Source organism: Flavobacterium sinopsychrotolerans (genome assembly GCF_900110375.1).
Taxonomy (GTDB): Bacteria; Bacteroidota; Bacteroidia; order Flavobacteriales; family Flavobacteriaceae; genus Flavobacterium; species Flavobacterium sinopsychrotolerans.
Genome location: NZ_FODN01000001.1, coordinates 798,709 through 820,914, shown reverse-complemented (window position 1 = coordinate 820,914; position 22,206 = coordinate 798,709). Strand labels below are relative to the sequence as shown.

General features: G+C 34.2%; 19 protein-coding genes. 9 read left to right on the top strand and 10 right to left on the bottom strand.

Features of this window, described 5'->3' with window-relative positions:
- Positions 1 to 39: 39 nt before the first annotated feature.
- On the bottom strand, positions 40 to 1,245 hold the full coding sequence (locus BMX64_RS03690; RefSeq protein WP_091166554.1) for an NAD(P)/FAD-dependent oxidoreductase: 1,206 nt from the start codon (positions 1,243 to 1,245) through the stop codon (positions 40 to 42).
- A gap of 119 nt (positions 1,246 to 1,364) precedes the next feature.
- A complete protein-coding gene (locus BMX64_RS03685) occupies positions 1,365 to 2,315 on the bottom strand; it encodes an L-threonine 3-dehydrogenase (protein ID WP_091166383.1) in 951 nt (316 codons plus the stop codon).
- A 312-nt stretch (positions 2,316 to 2,627) separates the two neighbouring features.
- Between BMX64_RS03685 and BMX64_RS03680 the strand changes: the two genes are divergently transcribed.
- Both BMX64_RS03680 and mfd read left to right on the top strand, forming a co-directional pair.
- Positions 2,628 to 3,233, top strand: a complete 606-nt coding sequence (locus tag BMX64_RS03680) for a hypothetical protein (RefSeq protein WP_091166553.1) — start codon at positions 2,628 to 2,630, stop codon at positions 3,231 to 3,233.
- Entirely contained in the window at positions 3,226 to 6,594 is a 3,369-nt protein-coding gene (mfd, locus tag BMX64_RS03675) for a transcription-repair coupling factor (RefSeq protein WP_091166382.1), read from the top strand. Before BMX64_RS03680 ends, mfd begins: the two co-directional genes overlap by 8 nt.
- A 55-nt stretch (positions 6,595 to 6,649) precedes the next feature.
- Here mfd and BMX64_RS03670 read toward each other — a convergent pair whose 3' ends face one another.
- The 3 genes from BMX64_RS03670 to BMX64_RS03660 form a co-directional block, all read right to left on the bottom strand.
- Entirely contained in the window at positions 6,650 to 7,306 is a 657-nt protein-coding gene (locus BMX64_RS03670; RefSeq protein ID WP_091166381.1) for an aspartate kinase, read from the bottom strand.
- 109 nt (positions 7,307 to 7,415) lie between these two features.
- Positions 7,416 to 7,775: a YraN family protein gene (locus tag BMX64_RS03665; RefSeq protein ID WP_091166380.1), complete on the bottom strand. Its 360-nt coding sequence runs from the start codon at positions 7,773 to 7,775 to the stop codon at positions 7,416 to 7,418.
- A gap of 54 nt (positions 7,776 to 7,829) precedes the next feature.
- A complete protein-coding gene (locus BMX64_RS03660; protein WP_167543021.1) occupies positions 7,830 to 8,726 on the bottom strand; it encodes a S66 peptidase family protein in 897 nt (298 codons plus the stop codon).
- 269 nt (positions 8,727 to 8,995) lie between these two features.
- Here BMX64_RS03660 and BMX64_RS03655 point away from each other — a divergent pair, with 269 nt between their 5' ends.
- From BMX64_RS03655 to amaB, 3 genes are all read left to right on the top strand, one after another.
- On the top strand, positions 8,996 to 10,105 hold the full coding sequence (locus tag BMX64_RS03655; protein ID WP_091166378.1) for an endonuclease/exonuclease/phosphatase family protein: 1,110 nt from the start codon (positions 8,996 to 8,998) through the stop codon (positions 10,103 to 10,105).
- A 40-nt stretch (positions 10,106 to 10,145) separates the two neighbouring features.
- Positions 10,146 to 10,685 (top strand): 3-hydroxyanthranilate 3,4-dioxygenase, encoded by a 540-nt coding sequence (locus tag BMX64_RS03650; RefSeq protein WP_091166377.1) that lies wholly within the window; start codon positions 10,146 to 10,148, stop codon positions 10,683 to 10,685.
- Positions 10,686 to 10,866: 181 nt separating this feature from the next.
- Positions 10,867 to 12,414 carry an L-piperidine-6-carboxylate dehydrogenase gene (gene amaB / locus BMX64_RS03645; protein WP_091166376.1) on the top strand — a complete coding sequence of 516 codons (1,548 nt, stop codon included), beginning with the start codon at positions 10,867 to 10,869 and terminating at the stop codon, positions 12,412 to 12,414.
- A 94-nt stretch (positions 12,415 to 12,508) separates the two neighbouring features.
- Here the strand turns inward: amaB and BMX64_RS03640 are convergent, their stop codons facing one another.
- Positions 12,509 to 13,006 (bottom strand): DUF6646 family protein, encoded by a 498-nt coding sequence (locus BMX64_RS03640; protein WP_091166375.1) that lies wholly within the window; start codon positions 13,004 to 13,006, stop codon positions 12,509 to 12,511.
- 43 nt (positions 13,007 to 13,049) lie between these two features.
- Complete coding sequence (locus BMX64_RS03635) at positions 13,050 to 13,775, bottom strand: metallophosphoesterase family protein (protein WP_091166374.1); 726 nt, start codon at positions 13,773 to 13,775, stop codon at positions 13,050 to 13,052.
- Positions 13,776 to 14,239: 464 nt separating this feature from the next.
- On the opposite strand from BMX64_RS03635, the gene BMX64_RS03630 reads away from it, so the two are divergent.
- The 4 genes from BMX64_RS03630 (at position 14,240) to BMX64_RS03615 (ending at position 19,029) form a co-directional block, all read left to right on the top strand.
- The gene (locus BMX64_RS03630) at positions 14,240 to 14,893 is read left to right on the top strand and encodes a response regulator (protein WP_091166373.1); all 654 of its coding nucleotides are present in this window, start codon (positions 14,240 to 14,242) and stop codon (positions 14,891 to 14,893) included.
- 306 nt (positions 14,894 to 15,199) lie between these two features.
- Positions 15,200 to 15,499, top strand: a complete 300-nt coding sequence (locus BMX64_RS03625; RefSeq protein ID WP_091166372.1) for a hypothetical protein — start codon at positions 15,200 to 15,202, stop codon at positions 15,497 to 15,499.
- A 61-nt stretch (positions 15,500 to 15,560) separates the two neighbouring features.
- Positions 15,561 to 16,361, top strand: coding sequence for a GLPGLI family protein (locus BMX64_RS03620; RefSeq protein ID WP_091166371.1), 801 nt, complete (start codon positions 15,561 to 15,563; stop codon positions 16,359 to 16,361).
- Complete coding sequence (locus BMX64_RS03615) at positions 16,321 to 19,029, top strand: peptidase associated domain and porin domain-containing protein (protein ID WP_244273213.1); 2,709 nt, start codon at positions 16,321 to 16,323, stop codon at positions 19,027 to 19,029. Before BMX64_RS03620 ends, BMX64_RS03615 begins: the two co-directional genes overlap by 41 nt.
- Before the next feature lie 131 nt (positions 19,030 to 19,160).
- Here BMX64_RS03615 and BMX64_RS03610 read toward each other — a convergent pair whose 3' ends face one another.
- The 3 genes from BMX64_RS03610 to BMX64_RS03600 all read right to left on the bottom strand — a co-directional run bounded on the left by BMX64_RS03610 (position 19,161) and on the right by BMX64_RS03600 (position 22,062).
- On the bottom strand, positions 19,161 to 20,300 hold the full coding sequence (locus BMX64_RS03610; protein WP_091166370.1) for an ATP-binding protein: 1,140 nt from the start codon (positions 20,298 to 20,300) through the stop codon (positions 19,161 to 19,163).
- 84 nt (positions 20,301 to 20,384) lie between these two features.
- Positions 20,385 to 21,140 (bottom strand): SDR family NAD(P)-dependent oxidoreductase, encoded by a 756-nt coding sequence (locus BMX64_RS03605; RefSeq protein WP_091166369.1) that lies wholly within the window; start codon positions 21,138 to 21,140, stop codon positions 20,385 to 20,387.
- 49 nt (positions 21,141 to 21,189) lie between these two features.
- Positions 21,190 to 22,062, bottom strand: a complete 873-nt coding sequence (locus tag BMX64_RS03600) for an aldo/keto reductase (protein ID WP_091166368.1) — start codon at positions 22,060 to 22,062, stop codon at positions 21,190 to 21,192.
- Between the last annotated feature and the right edge of the window lie 144 nt (positions 22,063 to 22,206).

The window sequence follows — 22,206 nt, the reverse complement described above, 5'->3', positions numbered from 1 at the left end:
TTTTTTTATGCAGTTTAACGAAATGTTGGTGCTTAAAAATTACCTTCTGAATTTAAAATATTCGGCTAAAGGATGTTTCTTATTTTTCAACATTTCAGAAACAAGTTCCATTCCAATAACTGAAAATGTGATACCGTTTCCTCCAAAGCCCAAGACAAAATAAGTGCTTGGAAAATTGGGATGTTTTCCAATGTAAGGTAAGCCGTCTTTGGTCTCGCCAAAAGTACCCGCCCATACAAAATCCATTCTGAAATCATAATCAGGTAGAATTTTCTTCAGATATTTAGTTAATTTATCGGACTTTTCGTTGAGTAAGGAATCTCTTTTTGCAGCATCAACAAAATCTTCATCCTCGCCGCCAATAAGCAATCGATTATCATCCGTGGTTCGCATATACATGTAGGGTTCCGCCGTATTCCAAAAAAGAGTGTCGTTAAGATGCGATTGATCGTCTTCAAAGCGTTCTCCTACAATGGCGTAAGTAGACAGTAGTTTTACAAATTTGTCTTTAATGATTTCGGTACTTTCAAAACCATTACAATAAATTATTTTTTTTGCAGTGATGGTAGTTCCATGTTCGGTTAGAACGGTAACGCCATTTTGTTTATAAGTGACTTTTTTAATATCGGTTTTATCAAAAATCTGTAATCCCTTTTCGTGATTGTACGCTAGAATATCGTGAGCTAATTGGAAAGCATCTATACTGCCACCTTGTTCTGATAAGATTCCACCATACGAATGTTTGATGTGAAACTTTTCTTCAATTTCATCGGCTTCAAGCCATTTTACAGGCATTCCAATTTTTTTTCGAGCTTCGAATTCTTTTTTTAGCCAACCAACATCTTTCTTTAAAGCGGCAAAATAAAGCGATTCTTTTTTCTTAAATCCACAATCCGATTTTACTTGTTGTACTATTTTCTTCAAATCATCAATCGATTTGTAGCATGCCCAATAACTGTCAACGGCAGCTTTTTCGCCAATCAAATCAATAAGTTGGTGCAAAGGCACGTCAATTTCATATTGCAACATGGATGTCGTAGCCGATGTGCTTCCATGACCAATTTCTCTGCGATCGATCAGTACGGTTTTGTAACCATCCGCCATGCATTGATGCGCTATCAGACTGCCAGTTATTCCGCCTCCTACAATTAGAATTTCTGTATCCAGATTTTCTCTTAATGACGGATACGAGTTGATGATTCCGTTTTTTACCAACCAAAAAGGTTCACTTGATTTTAGTTTCATGGCGCTCAGGTTTTTATCAAATTTAGTTAAAAAAAATAATTTTAAAAAAAAATCGGGTTTCAAAAAACTAGATTTTCACCCTAATTTTCTAAAACCCGAACTCTTTATAAATAAAATTATTATGCTTTTTCGGCACTCAAATTTTTCAACATATCTTTAGTCATTGATTCTAAATCAAATTCATGTTTCCATTCCCAGTCCTTTCTTGCTTCAGCATCATCAATACTTGCTGGCCAACTGTCTGCTATTTTTTGACGGAAGTCTGGCTCATAAGTGATGGTAAATTCAGGAATGTGTTTTTTGATTTCGGCAGCAATCTCTGTTGGCGTAAAGCTCATGGCGGCTAGATTGTACGAAGAATGAATTTTTATTTGGTCAGCCGGCGCTTGCATAATTTGGATGGTCGCAGCAATGGCATCGTCCATATACATCATTGGCATTTTAGTTTCTGAGGATAAAAAACATTCGTATGTTTTATCGGAAAGTGCTTTGTGAAAAATATCCACTGCATAATCTGTAGTTCCACCACCAGGAGGCGATGACCAGCTGATTAAACCCGGATAACGGATGCTTCTTACATCTACACCAAAAATATTATGGTAGTATTCACACCATCTTTCGCCGGCTTGTTTGCTGATTCCGTACACCGTTGAAGGCTCCATTATCGTGTATTGTGGGGTATTTTCTTTCGGAGTTGTTGGTCCAAAAACCGCAATACTCGAAGGCCAGAATATTTTTTTTATTTTTCCTGCTTTCGCCAAATTCAAAACGTGAAACAACGAATTCATATTTAGATCCCAAGCAAATGCAGGATTTTTTTCCGCTGTTGCCGATAACAATGCAGCCATCAAATACACTTCATCAATTTGGTGTACTTCGACCAAATGCTCAATTTGATTGAAATCTAAAGCGTTCACCACTTCAAATGGACCGGAATTCACCACATCAATATTTAGCTTTCGGATATCCGAAGCGATTACATTTTCAGTTCCGTATATTTTTCGTAGTTTTTCGGTAAGCTCCGTTCCTATTTGGCCACAAGCGCCAATAATCAATATTTTTGTACTCATTTTTGTCTGTTTTGAAAAACAAAGATAACGTTTTCGCAAATAACATAACTTTGATGAAAATGATTATAAAAATCTTAAAATAGTTTTTAAAAACATGTTTATTTTCTTAAATTTTCATGTTTTTAAACATAAAAATCAGTCTGGCAATATTAGATTGTTATTCCAATACTGGAATTCATTATTGTAAATTTACTTTGTAACTTTGCACCTAAATTAATGGAATTTTTAAAGAGTCATAATTGCTTCTTTTTTAAAAAATTACAACTGTATTTGAATTACTTTCATCCATTAAAAAATGATAAATTGACGCACATGAAATATAAAATAGCCGTTTTCTTCTCTCTGGTTTTTGTTTTGTTCTCTTGTAAAAATGACGATCAAAAACGAATTGCGGAAAACAAAAAAGAGATACAAAAAAGAGAAATCATATTTGCAAACATACAGAAAGGTTGGGTTTTATACGATGAACCAGTAACCGAAGCGGGTGAAAAAAGCATTGCGTCTTGGAACGAATGGCGTATGTTTTTGGCTGAATTAGCACAAAAGCCTAAAAAAACGATTGGAGCTTTTCAGCAAAAATCGAAAGCGCTTTCGAAAAAAGCAATGGCTTTAAACGATAATATTCCTTACGAATACAACAAACCTCAAATAAAAAGTAGGATTTCGACGTTGATTACTAAAGTACGATTGTTGGATTTATTCATTCATTTAGATAATATTCCAGATAAAAAAGTGACGTTGTTAGTGTCAGAAATCAACTTGGAATTGGTATCACTACAAAGACAAATGGACAAAATTGTGGAGAAAAGTAAAATTCCTATTGAAGAGGGTGAATCTGAATTATGGAGAATGATGGACACCTCAAGAGCCATTCCCAATACACCAGTTATAGATCCAAATATCCCACGCGTTGAGTAAAAAAATCTTATACCATACCTACGATAATTCGCCAAAAATCCAGCAAATTGTTGCTCGTTTATTAGAAAACAATCAAGTAAAAATGCAGCTGTCGGGACTTTTGGGTTCTGCAGTTTCGTTTGTAATTCGTTCTGTATTTAAACAATCGGAGCTTCCTTTTTTAGTTATTTTAAACAATAAAGAAGAAGCGGCGTATTACTTGAACGATTTGGAACAGATGATTGGGGAGCAAGATGTGCTATTTTACCCCGGTTCATTTCGTCGCCCGTACGAAATAGAAGATACGGATAACGCGAATGTTTTGCTTCGCGCCGAGGTGTTAAACCGAATCAATTCCCGCAAGAAACCGGCCATTATTGTTACCTATCCCGAAGCGCTTTTCGAGAAAGTAGTAACCCGAAAAGAATTGGACAAAAACACGTTGAAAGTTGCTGTTGGGGATAAGATTTCCATCGACTTTATCAATGAAGTTTTGTTCGAATACGAATTCAAAAGAGTCGATTTCATTACGGAACCAGGAGAGTTTTCAGTTCGTGGAGGAATTGTCGATGTGTTTTCATTTTCGAATGATAATCCGTATCGAATTGAGTTTTTTGGAGACGAAGTCGAGAGCATCCGTACGTTTGATGTTGCGACGCAATTGTCTATTGAAACACAAAAAAAGATTACAATAATCCCAAATGTGGAAAACAAAGTTTTTCAGGAAAACCGAGAAAGTTTCTTAGATTATATTTCGGAGAAAACAGTAATTTTCATTCAAAATACCGAAGATTTTTTATTGCAATTGGATAAACAATTTGGCAAAGCCGAAGAAGCTTTCGCAAAATTGTCGCAGGAAATAAAGCGGTCTTCGCCAGAACAATTGTTTTTGAATCAAGCAGCATTTATAAAAAGAGCGTTGGATTTTTCGATTGTTGAATTGAGTTCAAAAGCTATTTTTAGAACCACCAAAAAATTCGAATTTCACATTCAGCCACAACCGTCTTTCAACAAACAATTTGATTTGTTATTGAATAATCTTAACGAAAATCATTTTAACGGCTACAAAAATTATTTGTTTTGTTCGAATGAAGCTCAGGCGAAACGATTTCATGATATTTTTGAAACGTTGGACGAAGCGAATTCAGAGAATATCCGTAAGCAATATCACACCGTTGTTTTGCCTTTGTACCAAGGATTTATTGACGAAGAAAACCAAATAACCTGTTACACGGACCATCAGATTTTTGAACGCTACCATAAATTCAATATTAAAAACGGATATTCGAAAAAACAAAATATCACTTTAAAAGAACTCACAACACTTTCAGTTGGCGATTATGTGACGCACATTGATCACGGAATCGGACGTTTTGGAGGATTGCAAAAAATACAAGTTGAAGGCAAAACGCAAGAAGCCATCAAGCTCGTTTATGCCGATAATGATATTGTGTATGTGAGTATTCATTCGCTGCACAAAATTTCAAAATACAACGGAAAAGACGGAACGCCACCCAAAATTTACAAATTGGGTTCGAATGCCTGGAAGATTTTAAAACAAAAAACCAAGGCTAGAGTAAAACATATTGCATTCAACTTGATTCAATTGTATGCCAAAAGAAGACTGGAAAAAGGATTCCAGTTTGCGCCCGACAGTTATTTACAAAACGAATTAGAAAGCTCGTTCATTTATGAAGATACGCCGGACCAAACTAAATCAACTGCAGAAGTCAAAGCTGATATGGAAAGCGATCGTCCAATGGATCGCTTGGTTTGTGGAGATGTAGGTTTTGGTAAAACTGAAGTCGCTATTCGTGCGGCTTTCAAAGCTGTGGATAATAGTAAACAAGTGGCAATTCTGGTTCCAACAACCATTTTAGCCTACCAACATTACAGAACTTTTACAGAACGATTGAAAGATATGCCGGTTTCTGTTGGCTATCTAAACCGTTTTAGAACGGCCAAACAGAAAGCGGAAACACTAAAACAATTGGCCGAAGGAAAACTCGATATTGTGATAGGAACACACCAATTGGTTAATAAAAATGTAGTTTTCAAAGACCTTGGATTGTTGATTGTAGATGAGGAACAAAAATTTGGTGTTAATGTAAAAGACAAACTTAAAACGATTGCAGCGAATGTTGATACGTTAACTTTAACGGCAACGCCAATTCCGAGAACCTTGCAGTTTTCACTAATGGCAGCACGCGATTTATCTGTAATAACCACACCTCCACCCAATCGTTATCCTATTGAGACGAATGTAGTTGGTTTTAGTGAAGAATTGATTCGGGATGCGATTTCGTATGAAATTCAGCGTAACGGACAGGTTTTCTTCATTAATAACCGAATAGAAAATATCAAGGAAGTGGCCGGAATGATTCAGCGTTTGGTACCAAATGCCAGAGTTGGAATTGGTCATGGACAAATGGACGGAAAAAAACTCGAGGAATTGATGTTGGCTTTCATGAACGGAGAATTTGACGTTTTGGTGGCAACCACAATTATCGAAAGCGGGTTAGACGTTCCCAATGCGAATACGATTTTCATAAACAATGCGAATAATTTCGGATTGTCTGATTTGCATCAAATGCGCGGTCGGGTAGGTCGTAGCAACAAGAAAGCGTTTTGCTATTTTATTTGTCCGCCATATTCTGCGATGACCGATGACGCCAGAAAGAGAATTCAGGCATTGGAACAGTTCAGTGAATTGGGAAGTGGATTTAATATTGCGATGAAAGATTTAGAGATTCGTGGTGCCGGAGATTTATTAGGTGGCGAACAAAGTGGTTTCATCAACGAAATAGGTTTTGACACCTACCAAAAAATCATGAATGAAGCCATTGACGAATTGAAAGAAAATGAATTCAAAGATTTGTATCCTGAGGAAAATAATTTGGAAACCAAAGAATACGTCAAAGACTTACAAATCGATACTGATTTTGAGCTGTTATTTTCTGATGAATACATCAATAATGTTTCGGAGCGATTGAGTTTGTACAATGAATTAGGCGCAGTCAAAAATGAAGAAGAATTGATTGTTTTCCAAAATAAATTAATTGACCGTTTTGGTCCAATGCCGCCACGAGCCAAAGCATTAATGAATAGTATTCGAATCAAATGGATTGCGACTCGCATTGGAATCGAGAAATTAGTGATGAAACAAGGCAAGATGATTGGGTATTTCATTTCGGATCAACAATCCGATTATTACCAATCGAATCGTTTTCATAAAGTACTGCAGTTTGTACAAAAACATCCTAATTTATGCAAAATGAAAGAAAAGCAAACGCCAGCTGGTTTGCGGCTTTTGTTGACTTTTGACAATGTAAAAAATACCAGAACAGCTTTGGAATTGATGGAGCTATTGGGTGGAGAATAAATAACAAAGCTTCCAGCCTTTTGAAGGCTGGAAGCTTTGTTGATAACGGAATTTTCTAATTCTTCAAATCCTTAATTACTTTAAAAGCAACATCAACTTGTTCTTCGCTCACTAAAATGGTGAATTCATTAGAAGTCGAAATTACTTCATTGATAATAATTCCTTCCCAAGCCAAACGTTGAAAAATGAAGTAGTAAATTCCAGGAACGACAATATTTTCTTTGGGTAGTTTTACCGTAATCGAAGCTAGATTGTCTAGTTTTTGAATCAATTTCTCATTGGCAAAATGCTTGTCAACTAAGTGATTGATGCTGTTGCTCACTACAATATTGGTCTCGTTTACACCTCTGGATGAAGTGTAAAAAATATCTGGAAGTGAATTGATATCCGTAATTAAATCGGCTTGTTTGTTCAATACTGTGTCAGATGCAGAAAAAGTATAATCGGTCAAAGCCGAACGAACGGTGATTTCTCCAATATTTTTGATGACTTTGTTAATCTTATGGTTTAACCTGAAATCCAGTTCTTCTGTTAGTCTTTTTAAAGCCATAACAACTGCACCTTGTTTTACTTCCTTGCCAAATTCACTTTCTAATTCGGTCATTATATTTCGGGATAATGAGGTCAGATTAATGATGCCTAATGATAATGCATTTAGTAAAAAAGGCTTTGTTTTGATGTAGTTTTCTACAATGGAAGAAACAGTTTTCATGATGTAATTTTTTTAGTTGGTTGTTATTATACGCGTAGTCAGTGTGTAAATAGGACGCAAATATAAATAAAAAACAATTTGTTACAAATATAACATCTAGAAAAAACAACTAAAAGTGATAAAAAGCATCGATAAGGTGTTCAATTACAAAAGATTTCCCTTCTTTATGGATAGCTATTATGTCAAAACGGACTTCAATATCTAAATCTCTTTCGTTGACAAACGCATCAACTGCCTTCACAAGAAGCTGGATTTTTTTTGGTTTTACAAAATCTTGTGGCAAGCCAAATTCTAATGAGGAACGTGTTTTGACTTCAATAACGGCAAGTGTATTTTCTTTTTGGGCGAGAATGTCTATTTCGGCTTTTTGGAATGTCCAGTTGGTTTCTAAAATAGTGTAACCGTCTTTCTTTAGAAATTCGACCGCCATTTCTTCTCCAAGTTTTCCGAGCTCGTTGTGTTCCGCCATTGAAAAATTTTGTTTTAAGTTTTTAAACTTCTGTTATCAAATATCAAATTGCCTTTATTCAAAAACTAGCGTACTACATTTTTCATTGACATCGATAGTCACATTATTTCCTAAAATCAAGGCTCTATTGTCTTGAATATGTCCGGCAGGGAAATTGTACAAGACGGGAATATTATATTTTTTGGTAACATCTTCAATAATTTCTATGGCATTTTTCCCCCAAGGAATATCATTATCTTTCATTTTTGTCATGGAACCCACAACAATTCCCTTGATGCTTTCCAAACAACCATTTCGCTTTAAATTCATCATCATGCGGTCAATATGATACAAATATTCGTCTAAATCTTCTATAAACAAGATTTTATCAGAACAGTCAATTGCGGATGGGGAACCGAACAAACTGTATAGAATCGATAAATTTCCGCCCACTAATTCTCCGGTAGCTTTTCCGGGTCTGTTCATCAGGAAAGGATCTATTTCATAAGACAATTTTTCACCAAATAACGAAATTCGAAGTGTTTCTATGGCTTGAGGAGTTGCTCTTGGAACGGTTATCGGCATGATTCCGTGAATGGATTTGTAACCCATTGTATTCAAATGATTGTGTAAAACGGTCACATCACTGAAACCAACAATCCATTTTGGATTTTTTTTGAAGGCAGAAAAATCCAGTAAATCAATCATTCGTACAGTTCCGTATCCGCCTTTTACACACCAAATGGCTTTGATGTTTGGATTGTCTAATTGCTGCTGAAAATCGGCGGCACGTTGTTCGTCAGTTCCGGCTAATTGGTCATTATCTAAACCAATTGTACTGCCAATGACTACTTCTAAACCCCAACTTTTCAATAAAGCAATAGCGGGTTTCAAGTTGTCATCTGTATTTTTTCTGGCTGTTGCCAAAATAGCTACTGTGTCTCCTTTTTGTAAACTTGGCGGTGTAATCATGTTGTATTGGGCTTGGCAGTTGAAAGATTGTAAAACAAAAATAAGCAATAGAAATGGATATAATATAGGACGGCGTGGTGTAAAAATTAATCGGATTTTGTTCATGCTGGAATGCTTTTCTGAAAAAATTCTAGTGGTAAAGTTTTTAAATGATAAAAACAAAGATAGACAATTAGAAAATAATTCTAAGTTCAGGTTCAAATGACTATTTTTACAATAGCCAGATTCTAAAATAGAATCCAATCAACGACTGGAAATAAATAACACTTATGAGAATTACCCATTGGATTCCTATTCTTTTTTTATTTTTTCCAATAGTAAAATCAAATGCTCAACAAAAAAAATACGTCATTCATACTGTTGCGTTTTATAATTTCGAAAACCTTTTTGATACCATAAATAATCCTGATACTTTCGATGAAGAGTGGACACCAAAAGGTTTACAGCGATGGACATATGATAAATATGAAAAGAAATTAGGGAATTTAGCCCGCGTTTTGTCTGAAATAGGTTCTGCAGAAAACACCGATTCACCTACATTTATTGGTGGATGCGAAATAGAAAACCGAGGCGTTTTGGAAGATTTGGTCAAACAACCCAAACTAATCGAAAAAGACTACGGAATTATCCATTTTGATTCTCCAGACAAAAGAGGAATCGATGTGGCGCTCTTGTATCAGAAAAATAAATTTCAGCCCACGAGTTACAGCAATGTTCCATTGTACATTTATAAACAAGGGAGCACTGCGAACGAAAATTCCAAAGCCAGTTCTGAAGAAAAAACAGATGATGAATTGCAGATAAGCACCAAAAATTATCGGGTTTATACACGAGATCAGCTTTTAGTAACTGGATTTCTCGATGGTGAGGAAATCAATATCATCGTCAATCATTGGCCGTCGCGTTCTGGTGGCGAGAAAAAATCAAGTCCGTTTCGTGAGGCCGCCGGTGCATTAAACCGAAAAATAATAGACTCTTTACAACGGATCAATCCAAACGCAAAAGTGATTACGTTGGGTGATTTGAATGATGGACCGTATAATAAAAGCGTCAGAATTGGGCTTGGCGCCAAAGCAAAAAAGGCAGATGTGCTTCCGTTTGGAATTTACAATCCATTCGAAGAAATGGCCAAAAAGGGATTTGGAACCATCGCATTTCGGGATGCATGGGATATTTTTGACCAAATAATGGTTTCTGAAACCTTACTGCAAACGGATTATTCGAGCTTTCGATATTGGAAATCAGGAATTTACAACAAGTCATTTTTGATACAAAACAGCGGACAATACAAAGGCTATCCGTTACGTCATTCCACCACCGAAATAGGATTTAGCGACCATTTTCCCGTCTATATTTATTTGATTAAGGAAAAAAAATAACGTTTTAATATTTCATAACTTTACAATTAAAATAAAAATCATGGCAATAGCAAAACCTTTCAACCTCAATAAATGGATTGACGAAAACCGTCATCTGCTCAAACCCCCTGTTGGCAACAAGAATTTATACACAGAATCCGGGGATTATATCGTTATGGTTGTTGCCGGTCCAAATGCCCGAAAAGACTATCATTACAACGAAACCGAAGAATTGTTTTACCAACTTGAAGGCTCTATAAAAGTGATTATTCAAGAAGACGGCGAGCGCAAAGAAATGGAATTACATCCCGGCGATATGTATCTTAATCCCGCTAAAATCCCACATTCTCCAGTTCGTTCCGAAGGTTCTATTGGGCTTGTCATCGAACGAAAAAGAGCCGGACAAGGATTTACAGATGGCTTGCTTTGGTTTTGCGATACTTGTAATCATAAGCTGCACGAAGTCTATTTTGAACTGCATAATATCGAGAAGGATTTCTTGCCTCATTTCGAACATTTCTATAATTCAGAACACTTGAGAACTTGCGAAAAATGCGGAACTATAATGGAAACGGACCCTCGATTTGTTGCCAAAAAATAATTTTCAGGAGCTCATCCTGCTATACGCTGTATCTTTATAGGTCTCGTAAAAAACGAAACCTATAAAGGATGCCGCTTCTATCAGGGCTAAAAAATGAAAATATAAGTAGTAACGTTTACTATTTAACCTTAAATCAATATATTTGTAAAAAAATATAACAATTTTTAATAAAAAAGTTACAATGATAACAATAGCAGATCAATTCGGAATCAAAGACGCCCTTAAGCAATTAGGGATTGAGGAGATAAATGAAGGAACATCAACTGGAGCAGCTAATTTTGCCAACGGAAAAATCATCGAAAGTTATTCACCAGCAGATGGGACTTTAATTGGAAAAGTAAAAACGTCTTCTAAAGAGGATTATGAAAAAGCGATGCAAAAAGCTTCAGAAGCGTTCTTAGAGTGGCGTATGGTTCCAGCTCCTAAAAGAGGTGATATCGTTCGTCAAATGGGAGATGAATTAAGAAAATTCAAAGAGCCTCTAGGAAAACTAGTTTCGTATGAAATGGGAAAAAGTCTTCAAGAAGGATATGGCGAAGTACAGGAAATGATTGACATCTGTGATTTTGCGGTAGGACTATCCCGTCAGTTATACGGATTAACAATGCACTCTGAAAGACCTTTGCACAGAATGTATGAGCAATACCACCCAATAGGAACGGTTGGAATCATTTCAGCGTTTAACTTTCCGGTAGCGGTTTGGAGTTGGAACGCAATGATTGCCTGGATTTGTGGTGATGTTGCCATTTGGAAACCAAGTTCAAAAGTACCTTTATGCGGAATTGCTTGTCAAAATATTATCAAAACAGTTTTAAAAAGAAATAACGTTCCTGAAGGTGTGAGTTGTTTAGTAACAGGAAACGAATCAGGAGATTTAATCAATAATGACAAAAGAATTTCGTTGGTTTCTTTTACAGGATCAACAAGAATAGGACGTCACGTATCAAAAACCGTTGCAGAACGTTTTGGAAATACAATACTTGAATTAGGAGGAAACAATGCGATTATCGTTTCGGAACATGCTGATATCAGTATGGTATTGGTTGGAGCCGTTTTTGGAGCGGTAGGAACAGCAGGACAACGTTGTACATCAACCAGACGTTTAATCATTCACGAAAGTGTGTATGACAAAACCATCAGCGTATTGAAAAATGCGTACGGTCAATTGCAAATAGGAAATCCATTGGATGAGAATAATCACGTTGGACCGCTTATCGATAAAGGAGCTGTGCAGGATTATTTGAATGCAATAGAAAGCGCTAAAAAAGAAGGCGGAAAAATCATCGTTGAAGGCGGATTGGTTGAAGGCGAAGGATATGAAAGTGGTTGTTATGTAAGACCATGTATCATTGAAGCTGAAAATCATTTTGACATGGTTCAAACAGAAACTTTTGCGCCTATTTTATATGTAATGAAATACAGCACGATTGAAGAAGCGATTGCGTTGCAAAATGGAGTTCCACAAGGACTTTCTTCTTCTATTTTTACAAACAGCATGAGAGAAATGGAATTGTTCCTTTCTCAATCTGGTTCTGATTGTGGAATTGCAAATGTGAATATCGGTACTTCCGGAGCAGAAATTGGTGGAGCTTTTGGTGGTGAAAAAGAAACTGGTGGCGGACGTGAATCTGGTTCAGATGCTTGGAAAGCCTACATGAGAAGACAAACCAATACGATCAATTACGGAACCCAATTGCCATTGGCACAAGGAATCAAATTTGATTTGTAGTAATAAATTATAATAAACTAAAAAAGGCAATTTGAATATTTCAAATTGCCTTTTTTTATTTCAAATTGCTTCGAGAATTGTTGTGAAAAGTATTTTACAAATTAAAAGAAGCACCAATATTAAACGTGAATTGGTTGTTCAATTTATCAAAACCTATTGGATTTGTTTTGTAACTGGCAATTGGAATTCCAGCTTCGGTGAAAACACCAAAACCTTCGGTAAAGAAATAACGGAAACCTAAATGCGCACCAAAATTTCTTAAGCCTAAATCCAATCCCGGGTAAAGATCCATTTTTGGATCTAATTCAAAAACATTTCCCAAGTTTGCATTGAATCGTCCTTTAATATCTACTCTGTCTCCAAAATCAGGTTTGTTTCCTAAATCATCATTAGAAACAGATAGCAAATAAGAAGTGACAAATCCGAATGACATATTTTCTCCAAGACCGAAATCCGAAGAAACACGAATTCCAGATCCTCCGTTTTGAAAGTTCGCTCCAACATCAAATTTAACGTCTCCATTTCCTTTGAAAGCTTGTGCATGTAGCAGTCCAACAGTCAACAGCAATACTAATGTGGTAATCTTTTTCATACTCTTAATTTTTAAAGTGGGTGCAAAAGTAGTTCAATAAAATCTAATTTCTTCCTTTCTCGTCAAAATACAATTGGTCCAAAGGTTCGCTTTGCCAGAATTCTTTGGTGTCAACATCCATAATGGTCAATGGTCCTTTGAACGCTGCTCCGGTATCTACGTTCCAAACATTAGCTTTTTGTACGGGAGTTGTTTCACTAATTCGGGTTACGGGCGTGTGACCAATATAGATTTCATTGTATAAAGTAAACCGTTTTGGGTAAAACGGGTGATTGGATTTCATTGTTGTATCCAATGCCAATGCGGTTTCCCAAAGGGTTCTATCCCAATAGAAAAGTCCAGGAAAATATTCGAAATCAACACCGTTCATATTAGTAAAACCAGCATGAACAAACAAACGACGTTGCTCATCCAGATAAAAATTATCCAACGATTTTAGGAATTCAATATGTTTTTGTTTCGTTTCGGTGCTAACGGATTCGTAGGCCAAAACCGTCGCTTCCCCGCCATGTTTGTACCACAACAGATTGTCTTTGCTTTCGTCAAGCCATTCCAGTAATAAATCATCGTGATTCCCGCGAATGCAAATGCAATTTTGTTTCGTTTTTAAATCAATGATAAAATCGAGTACCTGAGGGGATTGGCTCCAGCCGTCAACGTAATCTCCCAAAAAAATCAGAGTATCGTTTTTAGTAATTTTGGCTCTTTCCATAATTTGGTGTAGCGCTCGCAAACCACCGTGGATGTCGCCTATAACAAGTGTTCTCATGTACTGGTTGTTCTTTTATTAATGTAAAAATAGCAGAAAATACAGGCTATTTTTCAAGTCATAAAATTAAGTAAAAGAGTGATGAAGTACTACTTTTTAACTTATTTTTTTAACTAAATTAAAAGGAGCTGTATTTTAAAAAAATGTAATTTTTATAGCAAATAACGGTACCAAATTCTTCAAATTTCATTTTAATATAAAGTTGAAAATATCACTGTTTTAGGTGATTGTTTTATTAAAATTTTCGGATTAGTTTTACAAAAAATCAAACTTTTTTTCAAATGAGTACACTTATTACGTTATCATTGCTGTTAGCTAAAATGATTTGTCAATTTCTAAAAGAATTGATGGCTTTTATTTAGGACTGAGGATTTATGTAAGTAGAAAATAGATCTGATTGTGAATATCTTACACGCAAATTAAAACACAACAAAGGTTTTAAAATTTCAAGAAGCTAAAATTATATGTGTCTAAAAATTTTATTAGTTGATGATCATATTATGATTACAGATTGCTATAAAATGGTTTTAAAAGATTTAGAAATAAATTCAGAAATCACTTCAGTCAATTCTTTGAAGTGTGCATATAATTTCGTTCTTAAGCAAAATCTGGAAGTTATTGATTTGGCAGTGTTAGATTGGAGTATGCCAGAGTGTTTAGAAAATAATTTAAAAAACGGAGAAGATTTAGCAAGGTTATTACGAACGAAGTACCCCGAAATTAAAATTATTTTTATCTCAGGATATTTAAATAAGCTTACATTAAGCAGCATTATAAGAAAAGTAAATCCAGAAGGTTTAGTCGAAAAATCAGATCTTGATTATAATTCAATTTATATCCTTTTTAAGGAAGTCGTAGAAGGGAAGGTTTATAAAAGTGATAGAGTAAACAAAACCATAAACCAGAACAGAATTAGCGACATACATTTTGACAGTTTGAATAGAGAAATTATTCTTCTGATTTCACAAGGGATAACTACTAAAAATATTCCCAATTATATACCTTTAACGCTAAGTGCAGTTCATAAAAGAAAATCTATTATAAAAGAATTGTTAAATATTGATTCTGGGAATGACGAAGACATTATCAGAGAGTCTCGGAAAATTGGTATTATCTAAAATTTATAATTATTGGAGTAGAAAAACTTCTTTGATTGTTTTAAAGAAGTTTTTTCATAAAAATTTAACAAGAAAGGTAGTAAAACTACCTTTGGTTTGTCTTTTGTTTTTTAGGTTTGACTATTAGTTAACACTTTTTTTAACAAACATTACATGAAGATTAATCAAAAATGATCGGAATGTAACCTTGCAAGGATGTTTGGATAAATAACTATGTTAACGGGGCGGAACAAACTAACCTAAAAATATGTTCCTAAAGTTTTCGTCTTTAATGACAGATAGTCTGTAATTGGAATACAAAATAAGATGAAAAATTTATTATTTGGTTTAGTTGCTACAGTTGTGTTTTCTGTTAGTGGGTTTGCATCAGAAAAAAGTTTACCAAAATCAAACGAATTAACAACTATTAATAGTGTTGAACAAGTTAATTTATCATTGAAATCTCATAATTTAGAAATTTCTAATTTAAAATACGATGAGAATAATACAGTTTGTGGATTTACATTATCTTATACAGACAAGAACGATAATTGGAGTACACAATATGATTGCACAGGTATGACAATGGGAGATATTATGAATTTCCTTATGATTTTCTTTCAATAATTCAATACGTAGATTGTCTCCAGAAGGAGACAATCTTTTTTAATTAATTCCGCAAAAAACTATGGATAATAAATTCAAAATTGATCAGATAATTATAGTAATCATTTTATTTTTTTATAGTTATAATAGTCATGCCCAAGAATCAAATAATTCTATTAAAGTAGTTTACAAATATCATGTTCCAAATAATGGAAAAATGTCGGATGAAATATATTCACAATTAACAGCGAACAATGAACATTCCATTTTTATTAGTGAAAGAGATGATTTTCCAAAACCTGAAAATAGAATTACGCAAGATGGAAATAGTATCTCAATAAAAGTTACAGAATCCGATGAAATAGGCTGTTATGTCTACAGGAATTTTTCAAAAGATAGTATTGTTTTTAGAGAAGTTGGCTCTAAATTTATGAATGCAATTTTAGTTGTTGATCATTGGAAGGAAATATCGTGGGACATTTCAGAGGGAAAAAAGAAAATAGGAAAGTACGAATGTCAAAAAGCAAGTGGTAATTTTAGGGGTAGGATTTATACAGCTTGGTTTGCAAGTGACATTCCTATTTCTTCTGGTCCATGGAAATTATTTGGTTTACCGGGGTTAATCTTAGAAGCGTATGATTCAAATATGGAGTTTTATGTTGTTGCGTCAGAAATTATTTTTAATGTTAAAACAGACGTGGAAATAAAAGCCGTTTATAATAATAATGAAACTAAATTTAATTATGAAGAATTTAAGTTATATAGGAAAAATTATAAAGAGGAATATGTTAAATCGATTAAGGCAAAACTCCCTAGAGGCGCAAATTTAAACCTTAAGCCAAGTGATATTAAAAATAGCCCAATTGAAAGTGAATTTGAATAAAGTCAATCCATTACGAATCAAAGTTCATATATTATTATTATTTATCAGCACTATTTCTTTTGGACAAACGCATATTTTTGGAATTGTAAAAGGGCATGGAGAAATTATTTCACAAGCAAACATTGTCTTAAAGACTGATAATAATAGTCAAATAATAGCCTATACCACTTCTAATGAAAAAGGGTATTATGAAATAACAACAAATAAAAAAGGAAAATTTGTTTTAGTGGTGTCGGCATTAAATTACCAACCTATTTCCATACCTACTGAACAAATTGAAGTTGCAGAAAAAATAGAAAAAAATATAGCATTAATTTACAAACCAATAGAACTTAAACAGGTCATTATTGTATCTGAAAGACCTATAACCGTAAAAAAAGACACCGTAACATTTCTTGCAAAATCATTCTTGCAAGGCAACGAACAAGTTGTTGAAGATTTACTAAAAAAGATTCCAGGACTTAATGTTACAAGTGATGGTACGATAAAAGTAGGCAATGAAGAAGTCGAAAAAGTAATGATTGATGGGGATGATTTTTTTGAAAAAGGATATAAGCTACTTACCAAAAACATGCCTGCAAGCCCTATTGAAAAAGTCGAATTGTACCAACATTATTCAAATAACAAACATTTAAAGGGGATAGAAAATAGCGAAAAAATTGCTCTTAATTTAAAACTCAAGGATGACGCAAAAAGGATATGGTTTGGCAATATGCAACTTGGTTATGGTTTGATAACTGAAAATCGTTATGAAGTTCGAGGTAATTTGATGAACTTTGGCAAAAAGAATAAACATTATATTCTTGCAAATCTTAATAATATTGGCTTTGATGCAACGGGAGACATTAACTATCTAATTAGACCGTTTCGTTTTAACGAACCAGCCAGTATAGGCGATAACCAAACTGCAAATACAATTCTTGGTTTACAATCCGAAACGGCAAATTTAAGACAAAAAAAAATAAATTTCAACAATGCCGAACTGCTGTCATTAAATAGTATTTATACAATTTCTCCAAAAACAAAGTTGAAAATGTTAGGGTTTTTCAATTCTGATGTAAATGATTTCTTTAAAAACAGTTTTCAATCATTTACAGTTGGAAATGTCAATTTTAAAAATACCGAAGATATAGTTGGAAGAAAAGTTAAAATTACAGGCTTCGGAAAAATTGATTTAACCCATGATATTTCTAAAACCAAAACATTAGAATACACGGGAAAATTCAATAGAACCGACGAAAAAAACAGAAGTGACTTGAATTTTAATGGGAATAATATAAATGAAAAACTACAAAGTAACAACCAACTTTTTGATCAAAAATTAGTTCTGACTTCAAAATTAAAAAAAAATAAAGTAGTGTTGATTTCAGGTAGATACATCAACGAGAAAACTCCTCAATCGTATGCAGTAAATCAGTTTATTTATCAGGATTTGTTTAACCAAAATACAAATAACATTGCTCAAACCAGTGAAAACAAAATGCAGTTTGCAGGTTTTGAAGCCCATTTGTTAGACCGAAAAAATAATGGAGAGTTATTGGAAATTCAATTCGGGAATCAATTTCGTAAAGATGATTTAATTTCACATTTTCAACTCAAATCTAATGAAATAATTATTAACGAACCGTTAGATTATCAAAATCAACTTTCTTACTTCACAAATGATTTATATTTAATTACAAAATATCGCTTTAAGTTCAATAAAATAAGCGTGTTAACACAATCCGATCTTCACCAACTTTTTAATAAAGCGGAAAATTTTGAAACCTTAAAAACAGAAAAACCATTTTTTATCAATCCAAAACTTGGTTTTGAATGGGAAATAAACAACAAAAATAAAATACTAACTTCGTATTCCTTAAATAAAACTAATGCTACCATTTTAGATGTTTATGATAATTCTATTCACACAGGTTTTCGTTCTTTTTCTAAAGGAACGAGTAATTTTAATCAATTAGATGCATCTTCCGTTTTGCTTAATTATACATATGGAAGTTGGGGTGACAAGTTTTTTGCCAACACATTTTTATTGTATTCAAGAAATCATAATTTTTTCAGTACCAATACTTTAGTCGCTCAAAACTATTCGGAATCAGAAAAAATTTTAATAAAGGGTAGAGGTTTTTTAACGGTATCATCAAATATGGATAGATACTTTAAATCCATATCTTCAAATTTGAAATTAACTTTTGGAGGTTCGAAATCAAATTATAAAAACATCGTGAATAACTCAGATTTACGAGAAATAAGAAACAGTTCACTAAACTATGGATTTGAATTACGTTCTGGTTTTAGCGGATTTTTCAATTATCACATTGGTTCAAAATGGAATTATAACAAGGTGAAAACAACCGTTACCAATTCGTTTAAAGACAATATGTCTTTTCTTGATTTGTCGTTTATGATGAGCGAAAAATTCAATTTTCAAATCCAAACCGAACGTTATTATTTTGGAAATTTAGAGAGACAATACAACAAGTATTATTTTATGGATTTAGATATAAAATATATTGTAAAAGAAAATAATCTCACTTTTTCACTTTCAGGTCAAAATTTGTTTAACACCGAAACATTTAGAAATTACGCTATAAATGACATTAGCGTTTCAAAAACTGAATATAAATTGCAACCAAGATACATGCTTATAAAAATGGATTTTAGGTTCTAAAAAAACGAACTATATATCTTCATAACGGAAGTATGAATTTTTCTTTTGCGCTATTATTACGAAGGACTCTTTTAGTATATTTCATTAATTTGAAAATTACTAATTAGATAATAAACCATATTATAATTATATCACTGCACATCATATTTCATTTTTCTTAAAATCCGTAACGCTTCTTTAAACGACAAATAGACTTGGTTGAAAGGTTTTAAAAGCACTTTGGCATCAATCAGTTTTTGCTTGGCTTCTTCAAAACCGTTGAGGTAACAAATCATAAAAGTGGAAGGTAAATTCTCTAAATCTTTGTGTTCCCGCTCGGTTAACGAAAGCCCTTTTTGGAGTTTTTTCAGCAAAGCAATATTGGCATTGTAAATGTGAAACAGCATTTTCTTGTTGAATTCTGGTGGCTGAAAAAGCATCTCCCTTTCTATTTTATAATAACCATTGTCGTGAAAATGAATCGTTTGTTTTTCTAAAGGATAATAGCTCGTTTTGTCATTCAAACCCAAAGGAACATATTCAACAATTGTAAAAGTATCTTCGTCAAAAGTGATTTCGACCACATCTTGAGCCGAATAAAACAGCTTGATTTGTTCGTTTATCAATTCAATATCAACACGTGATAAATAGGTTTTATCACGGGATTTTTTGACAATTCCCGCCCAGCAAATCACAAATAATTCTTTGAATACTTTATACTTTGGCGCCATATCCTTGTGCCGAAAATTCATGAAATCAATCACACCGTCGAGTGTGTATTCGATGCTGTTTCTGGAATTGTTTTCGATGCCAATTACGGTTTCTGTATTCTGATAATTCTTTTCAATTTCCCCTTCAACCGGCATCGTGTTGCTGCCTCGCCGTATAAAAATACTGTTGGCAGGAATCGTGTGAATTCCTTTTTTGAAATGGGAAGTCTTGCTTTTTGGCTTGACCGTTACCAATCCGATCACTTTATCTTTTGGCAAATTTGGGAATGGCACATTTTCGTATTGAATTTTTGGAGGATTTTCCAGATAGGCATTCACTAAATTCTGAATCCGGCTGTCATCAAAAAAATCATCGCCAACGATAAGATTGTCATGATCTTCAACTCCCACGACGATATAGGAATTGTTTGTAGGATTTGAATTGGAGAGCGCGCAAATGTGTTTGAGAAACTTGGCTTTTCCTTCCCGAGTATGCAAGTTCAACTGACGCTTTTTATCATAAAAACTACTCTCATCATTGTGAGCAAGCAGGTTCTTGATAAGAATGCGTTTGTTAATCATACAGTTATATTTTTATATTTCTTAGACCGTTGGATTCTTAGACTCTCTAAATAATCTAAAAATCCAACAATCTAAAAATTAAATTTAAATATCTCTTTTTAAAATAGTAGCAGCGGCTTGTGCTGTTGGCAACACCATCAAATCCGCAATATTTACATGATAGGGTCTGGAAACTACAAAGTGAATAATATCAGCGATATCTTCTGGATGTAATGGTTCAAAACCTTTGTAAACATTGGCAGCTCTGTCCGTATCACCTTTAAAACGTACTTCGCTAAATTCTGTCTCTACAGCACCGGGATGAATGGCGCCCACGCGAATTCTATAAGGGTTTAAATCCATTCGCATGGCTTGGTTCAAGGCGTCAACGGCATGTTTGGAGGCGCAATAGACGTTTCCGTTTGGATAAACTTCTTTTCCGGCAATGGAACCAATGTTGATAATATGACCTGATTTTCGTTCGATCATTTGTGGGATAATTGCTTTCGAAACATACAAAAGCCCTTTGACATTGATGTCAATCATGGCGTCCCAATCATCTAAATCCCCGTTTTGAATGGGATCTAAACCATGCGCATTTCCGGCATTATTAATCAAAACATCAATTGTGGAAAAAGCTTCCGGGATGGAATTGATACTTTCAAAAACCGCTTTTTTGTCCCGAACATCAAAGGACAAAGTATGCACTTCAGTAAATTCCGAAAGTTCTTTTTCAAGAGCAATTAAACGGTCTTCACGGCGTCCGCAAAGAATTATTTTATAGTTGTTTTTAGCTAATATTTGTGCTGTTGCTTTACCAATTCCGCTGGTTGCTCCAGTCACTAAGGCTGTTTTAGTCATGAGTTTTTTTTTTGTTTTTGATTCTAAAGTTGCTGAACTGAAAACTATTTTAGGCTACATCATCGCCCATGCTTGCGGTCCAGATGGCAAACCAATCTTCTTTGTCTAATTCTAATTCTACGGATTTCATCAGCGATTGAATTCGGGCCACATTTACCGTTCCTGCAATAGGAATTACTTGCGCCGGATGTTTTAAAATCCAAGAAAGTAAAATCGAATCTGAACCTAAATGGTATTTTGAAACTAAGGTTGCCAGTAATTTTTTCAATCGTCTGGTTTGTGGAATATCTTCTCTAAAAACGGATCCCAGCGGATTCCATGACATAGGTCGGATGTTATTGGCTTGCATATAATCAAAACTTCCGTCCACCATTGGTTCGAAATTCGTTGCCGAAAATTGCACTTGATTGTATAAAACTTCTGTTTTTTGACTAATTAATTCTGTTTGTGAAGACGTAAAATTAGAAAGTCCAAAATCGATGATTTTCCCGTCTGATTTTAGTTTTAAAACCGCCTCGGCAATTTCATCGGCCTGCATCAAGGGACTTGGTCTGTGGAGTAAAAGGACGTCTAAATAATCCGTCTGTAAATTTTTTAACGAGTTCTCAACGGACCAGATAATGTAATCTTTAGAATACTCGTAATGTTTAATCGTATTGTCTCGGTTTCCGGTTACCATTTGGATGCCACACTTCGAAATTAACTGTAATTTTTCTCGTGCAATGCTACTGGAAGCGAACGCTTTTCCAAAGTCGGTTTCGGTGCTGTAATCTCCGTATATATCGGCATGGTCAAAAGTGCTGATTTTGTTCTCTAAACACACATTAATCATGTTTTCCATTTCTTTGGTATTGAGATTTTTATCCCAAACTCCCCAATTCATTACACCCGCTACAATAGGTGATAATTTTGTTTTGCTCATGGTTTTTATTTTTTATTGAAATGCGTAAATCTTGTAATTCAAAGTATATTTTTCAAAGTTCTTAAAAATATAAAAATTGTATCACAATTAGTCCTTAAAATTAAGGCTTTTATTGAAGTTTTAACCATTTTTTAACATCTTACT